General features: G+C 58.3%; 6 protein-coding genes. 3 read left to right on the top strand and 3 right to left on the bottom strand.

The window, feature by feature from the left end:
• The coding region (locus tag PSV43_RS04450) for a mechanosensitive ion channel domain-containing protein (protein WP_300194194.1) at positions 1-1,745 on the top strand (1,745 nt) is incomplete at its 5' end.
• A 658-nt stretch (positions 1,746-2,403) separates the two neighbouring features.
• Here PSV43_RS04450 and PSV43_RS04445 read toward each other — a convergent pair.
• Positions 2,404-3,006, bottom strand: a complete 603-nt coding sequence (locus PSV43_RS04445; RefSeq protein WP_300194192.1) for a hypothetical protein — start codon at positions 3,004-3,006, stop codon at positions 2,404-2,406.
• Between the two features lie 367 nt (positions 3,007-3,373).
• Here PSV43_RS04445 and PSV43_RS04440 point away from each other — a divergent pair, with 367 nt between their 5' ends.
• Together PSV43_RS04440 and PSV43_RS04435 are read left to right on the top strand one after the other, a co-directional pair.
• Positions 3,374-3,748, top strand: a complete 375-nt coding sequence (locus PSV43_RS04440) for a hypothetical protein (protein WP_300194190.1) — start codon at positions 3,374-3,376, stop codon at positions 3,746-3,748.
• Positions 3,749-3,763: 15 nt separating this feature from the next.
• Complete coding sequence (locus PSV43_RS04435) at positions 3,764-4,198, top strand: toll/interleukin-1 receptor domain-containing protein (protein ID WP_300194188.1); 435 nt, start codon at positions 3,764-3,766, stop codon at positions 4,196-4,198.
• Positions 4,199-4,269: 71 nt separating this feature from the next.
• On the opposite strand, the gene PSV43_RS04430 is transcribed toward PSV43_RS04435, so the two are convergent.
• Together PSV43_RS04430 and PSV43_RS04425 are read right to left on the bottom strand one after the other, a co-directional pair.
• Entirely contained in the window at positions 4,270-5,343 is a 1,074-nt protein-coding gene (locus PSV43_RS04430) for a hypothetical protein (protein ID WP_300194186.1), read from the bottom strand.
• Positions 5,297-5,830, bottom strand: coding sequence for a hypothetical protein (locus tag PSV43_RS04425; RefSeq protein WP_300194184.1), 534 nt, complete (start codon positions 5,828-5,830; stop codon positions 5,297-5,299). The genes PSV43_RS04430 and PSV43_RS04425 overlap by 47 nt, the downstream gene beginning before the upstream one ends.
• Positions 5,831-5,965: the final 135 nt, after the last annotated feature.

The raw sequence follows: 5,965 nt of genomic DNA, 5'->3' as shown, positions 1-5,965 counted from the left end.
TGGGCGCGCAATTCACTCAGCTGTGGCTCTTTGCTCAACGGCAGTGGATGCAGTTTGTCTGGCTCGGGCTGATCTTCGGCACCTTTGTCATGGTGCTTTCCTGGGTCAGGAGGGGCGCGGCGAAATGGACCGATGAAGACCCGTCGCTGAAGCGGGCCAGTCTGGTGCTCCATCTGCCCGTGGCCATGGCCGGGATCTTGAGCCTGCTCGTTTGTTCGCAGCTCTTTGAGCAGTCCCCCCGGCTGTTCTGGGCCATCCTTTCGACGCTCGCGCTCGTGCCGATCAACGTCATTCTCAGGGCGCTCATCCAGCGGTCGCTCTTTCCTGTCTTGAACGCGCTTTGCGTGTTTGTCCTGATCGCGGAGATTCGCAAAGTCGCGGCCACCGTTCCCGAATTATCGCGGCTGCTGCTGCTGCTGGAAATGATCGGTGCGGCCCTGTTTTTGGCCTGGTTCATTCGCTCCACGCGCAGTGAGCTGGCGGCCGCCACTTCGCATAAAGTGGCGAGAGCCGCCGCGCGGCTGGGGCTGCTGCTCTTTGCCGGCATCTTTTTCGCGAACGTCTTCGGCTACGTGCGCATGGCCAATTACCTCGCGGCCGGCACGCTCTCCGCCTCCTACTCGGCCATCCTCCTTTACGCGGCGGCAGTCAGCCTCGCCGGGCTCATCTTCTTTGCGCTGCGCGTGCGGCCGCTGTCGGAGCTGCGCCTGGTCAGCCACCACCGCGCACTCATTCACCGGCGTTGCACAAGCCTGCTGTTTTTCCTCGCGGCAGTGATCTGGGCCTTGGTGGCGCTGGGGGAGTTCTCATTGCGCGTGCCGCTGCTGGAGCATGCGACCGCCTTTCTCAATGCGGAAATCGGTTACCGCTCATTGCAGTTTTCACTCGGCGCGGTGCTTGCCTTTGCGCTCACGCTGTGGATCGCCGTGCTGCTCTCGCGCTTTATCCGCTTCGTGTTGGAGGAGGATGTTTACCGCCGCCTGCACCTCGCCTCCGGGCCGGCCTATGCCGCTTCATCGCTGCTCCATTACATCATCCTGCTGGTGGGCTTTTTTGCCGCCATGGCCGCGCTGGGGATGGACATGACAAGATTTGCCGTACTCGGCGGCGCGCTGGGTCTGGGCCTCGGCTTTGGCTTGCAGAACATCGTCAACAATTTCGTCTCCGGGCTGATCCTGCTCTTTGAGCGGCCGGTCAATGTGGGGGATGTCGTGCAGGTGGGCGAGACGACGGGAGTGATCCAGCGCATTGGCATTCGTGCCAGCGTCATCCGCATCGCCAACAGTTCCGAACTCATTGTGCCCAACAGCATGCTCATTTCCGAAAAGGTCACGAACTGGACGCTCTCCAACCGGCAGCGCCGCATCGAGCTGCAGGTCGGCGTCGCCTACGGTTCAGACCCCCGGCGCGTGATCGACCTCCTCACCAGTGTCGCGGTGGCGCATCCTCTGGCGGCGAAGATTCCCACGCCGCAGACCTTGATGACAGCCTTTGGCACCGACTCGCTCAACTTTGAAATGCGGCTGTGGACCAACGACTACGACAACTGGATGCAGATCAAAAGTGACGTGGCCGTGGCCGTCAACGAGGCGCTGGCAGCAGCGGCCATCGCGATACCCTTTCCGCAGCGCGATCTGCATCTGCAGAGCATCGACCCCGCCGTGCTGGAACTGCTGAAAAATACCCCCAGCATGAAACCGGCGCTCCCTGATGCGGAGAAACCGAAGACCAACGAGCTGGTGTAGGACCGCTCATGCGGCATTCAACGAGTGCCTCATCTTTCCTCGGGAAACGCGGCGAAGGTGGCCTCTTCGCACTCCTGACAGGCTGCTCCCCGAATTGATTCCGTGCTTGAGTGAAGGCTTCGCCGCTGCGCATTGGTGCGATGCACGCAGTCATGCGAGTTGTGGAGCGGAGGGAATTCCCCTCAACGAGGGCAGGCAACAACTCCGCTACGTTCTTGTTTGCTCAGCTTGTTTATGACTCAAATATGAACATATGTTTAACCGTTCAAGATTTAGTTTAAAAAGGCGAGGCCAGTTTCCCGGCCTCGCCCCGAATCAACTTAGAAAGCAAGGACGAGCTGCTTTGGATCGCAGCATTCGCCCTCCGTGTGAATCACTAGGCAAGGATTGCCGTAGATGATTTGGTTTGTGACGTGGTGCCGCGCCCATCTTCTGAAGATGATGGGCTTGCCGCAAATACGGCACCGATGTGGGGTATGGTTGTTGGCCATATTGAGTAGTGACACTCCCACTATTCCTTGACGGAATCGGCTTTGGCGTTATGCTTTAGCTGGCCTCGAAAACCAGATGGGCACGACCCGCTTCCCTTTCGGGAGTGTCTATTTTTAAGGGAAAAATCTAGCGCCGTCAGGGGTCGGACCCTGACGGCGCTTATTATTTAATTGGTTTCTTCGGGGTTTGTGGTTTCCGGTTCCGCCGCCTCCGTGGGAACGACCTCAGTGGCCTGGGCGGTATCATCAGTGGTGGCATCCTCTGCGGCATCCGACGTTGAGATATCCCCCTTCGCGCCGTGCTTCTGCTTCTTGCTGCGAATGTTGCTGTACCACTCAGTGAGGCCGAAGTCCTCGTTCGGGAGCTTGTGGAAGGCAACGTTGTTTTTCGCCAGCGATATGGCCACGCCGCGCTTTTGGCCATCCGTGTCCCGGCCGTGTTGGGACAGGTCGTAACCGCCCTGTCGAAGGGCCTCGATGATCTCGTTGAGCGTCGACTCCCGTGGCGTCTTCTTCTCGCGCATTTTCAGAAACTCCTTCACGCAGGTTGCTAGACCACGCCCGTAGAAGACATTGCGGGTGATGGCGGTCGGCACGGACGATACCGATTCGGTGACAAGATCCGAATCGGGGAACATGGGCTCCCTGCCATCAAAGGCACAGAGCTGGTTGATGAACTTTTTAGTATCGGTGACGGGGATCAGCAGCTCGCGGAGCTTACCCATCGCCTTCTCTATCATGGCATCGGTCGGGTTGGTATGGTCGGACATATTGATTGAGCCTGGTCGGTTAGGCGATGGCAAGATGCCAATGGTCAGGGCTTAGTCAATGTTAAGTTGATGATTATCTCCAATCGTTAAAAATTATGGCGATGTAAAAAGTGTGTGGAACGCTTGAATTTGAAGGGATCAACGAGCTTGTGAAAAATTTCACATCGTTGGAAAAAACAATCAATCTGATCTATCTCAGTGTTTTTAAGCTGCATTTTTGGTTATTTCGGATCGCTTCTCTCTGCTCAGGCTATCTGTCCTCGCCTTTACTCCCTTCAGTCCTCTAAGTCTCCCCAACTCTATTGCTGCCGCTTCTTCTCTGGCGTCGGCTGAGGCTTCGCATCGTCCGTGCTCATCTGAACGAGGAGTGAGCTGGTTCCAATTACGAGGGCATGATCCCGAACTGCTCCTCAGCGTGCGCTGGCTGGGCAAACCTGCCGCCGATCCTATGCCCGCAAACGGCCAGGGCCTCGCCGCCGCAGATCAGCAGGCCGTGCTGGGCATGCTGCTCAAGCTCTGGCCCCACAGCGCGCCACACCCCGCGCTACGGCGGGAGATGTCGGGGCGCATGGCTGATGTCGCGCGGGGCATTACGGCTGCGTCGGAGGAGAAGGTGGTGGAGCTGCTGGGAAAGCTGGAGGCGGAAGTGAAAGCGGATGGGGTGGCCGAGACTCAGGCAGGCTCTGCCAGAGCGTGTGCTGCGCTGGAGCGGGCGCTGGCAGGAGGAGCAGGGAGACGCTGATAACATGACGGAGCGGTGCCCGAGAGGGCGGTTTTACTGCTGGATCGCCACTGGCACGACCGCATGATCGACCCCGGAGACGAGTGGGATGAAACGATCCAGCGCGAGCTGCGCGAGGCCGATGTGATCATCATCCTGGCCAGTGTCGCCGCGCTTTCGACGGACTACATCACCGAGCACGAAATTCCCAAGGCGCTGGAGCTGCATGCAGCGAGAGAAAGCATCGTGGTGCCGATCGTCCTTGAGTCCTGCCGCTGGGACAAGACCGCCCTCGGTTCCCTGAATGCTCTGCCTGAAAAAGCCAAACCGCTGAACAAATGGAAGCCGCCTTCAGACGGCTGGCACACCGTCGCCAACGGACTGGCCCAAGTGCTGGAAAAACTGATGAAGCAGGGCCACAAGCGCGCCGCGCAGACTTCCCCTGTAAGTGGTGTAGAAGATGAAAGATGATGCCGCGAAAACATGCCCGGCTTTGGCGTGAGGCATTAAGATAGCGCGGCTGCTCCGTTTGTGGTCTTGCTTTATTTTGCGGCGGGCGCTGCCGTGCTCTGCTTTTCAAGGTCGGACCACCACTGCTGCAGGGCGTCTTGCAGGGGGGCTTCTGCGCTCTTGTCCGCCAGCGGCAGCTTCTTTCCTTCCAGCAACTCCTTGCCGGCGATGTAGGAGAGAATGACATCCCGCAGCCAGAGGCAGACGGGGTCTGTGGAAGGCGGCAGTCTGTCAGGGATGAGCCTGTACGAACGCAGACCCGGCATGTCTAGATCAATGCCGACGTACGGTGTCATGGTTAGATTTCCCTTGTTGCGCCCCCAAGACCACCGAAACGGGTAGATGTGATCTACGGCGATGGATGAAGGGCTGGCCCCCAGCATGTCATAATAGCTGACGATGTCCGGCAATGCCCTGGAGCGTGGACGGGTGATCCAGTCGAGCGCGAGCATGGGCGAGACTTCTTCCTGCTCTTTTCCCGTTTTTATCACCCGCTGTGCGGAGATGTATTTGTCTGCCAGCAGGTCAAGACGCCGCGCATCCTCTGGCTTGATCCACGGCGCATAGGGCCTTTGCTCATGAAGCTTGCTGGGTGAAGAGTCGGCACTGTTGTCGGCCAGAAAGTCGGGTCTCTTGCTGAGCCGAAAGCCGGCAAAGTAGAGGGTGAGGCTCTGGTGCAGCCACAGCGCTGCCTTCTTCTTGATGGCAGGGTCAGGGGAGTGCAGTGCGTCTGAGAGCAGCGCTCCAAGCTCGCCTGGGTACCGGGACGCCCCGTTCTCGTTGACATGCTCGTTTCTCACTGTGAACTGAAAAAAGGCAGGCCAGAAGGGATAGACCGTGAAGATCCATTCCTCGCCGCCTGGCAGTTCATCGTTTGAATCGCTAAGCAGCCAGAAATGATTTCTTAGCACCTCTTTGTCCAGCTTCCAGCCCACCGGCGGGATCAGCAGGCTCTCTAGTTCTGTGATGCTGAGCTGCGCCTGTGGCTGCTCTGCCGCTGCGGCAGCATCTTCGGCGGCTGCCCAACTGCTGCAGAGGATGAGAAGGCAGGCCTGCGCCTTAACGAGTGAGGCCCGCCAGGATGTTGAAGCTTTCAGTGTTGGCATTGTAGTCAAAGGTGGGTGCGGGGATGTTGTTGCTCTGACCTTCGGGTTTTTTAAAGACGATGGTGGCCCCCTTTGATTTACCTGGCTTGGTGGCATCTGTGAATTCACCGATCGGATAGGCGGAGATGTTTAACCCATCGTTCTGGTTTCCGCCAAGGCAAAACACCTGGGTGCCGTCCTTGCTGATGCCTACTACGGTGGCGACATGGCCATGGCCTTCGGGGCCATCGTACTTGATATGGTAAACGTCTCCCACGTTTATTCCCCCAGCATTTGGTCCGCCGTTTTTTCCCCATATACGCCAGTTGCCAGCCCAGCCAGGGGTGTTTGGCGGAGCAATCTTTGCTTTGCCCATCGCCTTGCCCAGGGCGGTACCACACCATGCCCTTACGGTTGGATCGACGCCGAGCACTTTGGAGAGGCTGGCGTTTTTAGAGCCGTCTGCCGCTTTTTCTCGCTCGCCGAAACTGGCTGCCAGATGATCCATCCAAGGTGCAGAGCCGCCATGCAGCCGGTGAATGGCGGTGCGGACTCGGTCTTTAAACGCGGCGGAGTTTTCATCGACGGGAGAAAGATGCCGGGCATTTTATAAGACTTTGTGCCAAGGCATTGACTGATAAAT

This window comes from Prosthecobacter sp., assembly GCF_029946185.1.
GTDB lineage: Bacteria > Verrucomicrobiota > Verrucomicrobiia > Verrucomicrobiales > Verrucomicrobiaceae > Prosthecobacter.
This window is presented reverse-complemented; position numbering and strand designations above follow the sequence as displayed.

Coding starts and splice junctions, on each gene's coding strand:
- PSV43_RS04425 (WP_300194184.1), bottom strand. CDS start 5,830: ATGGATCATCTGGCAGCCAGTTTCGGCGAGCGAGAAAAAGCGGCAGAC.
- PSV43_RS04445 (WP_300194192.1), bottom strand. CDS start 3,006: ATGTCCGACCATACCAACCCGACCGATGCCATGATAGAGAAGGCGATG.
- PSV43_RS04430 (WP_300194186.1), bottom strand. CDS start 5,343: ATGCCAACACTGAAAGCTTCAACATCCTGGCGGGCCTCACTCGTTAAG.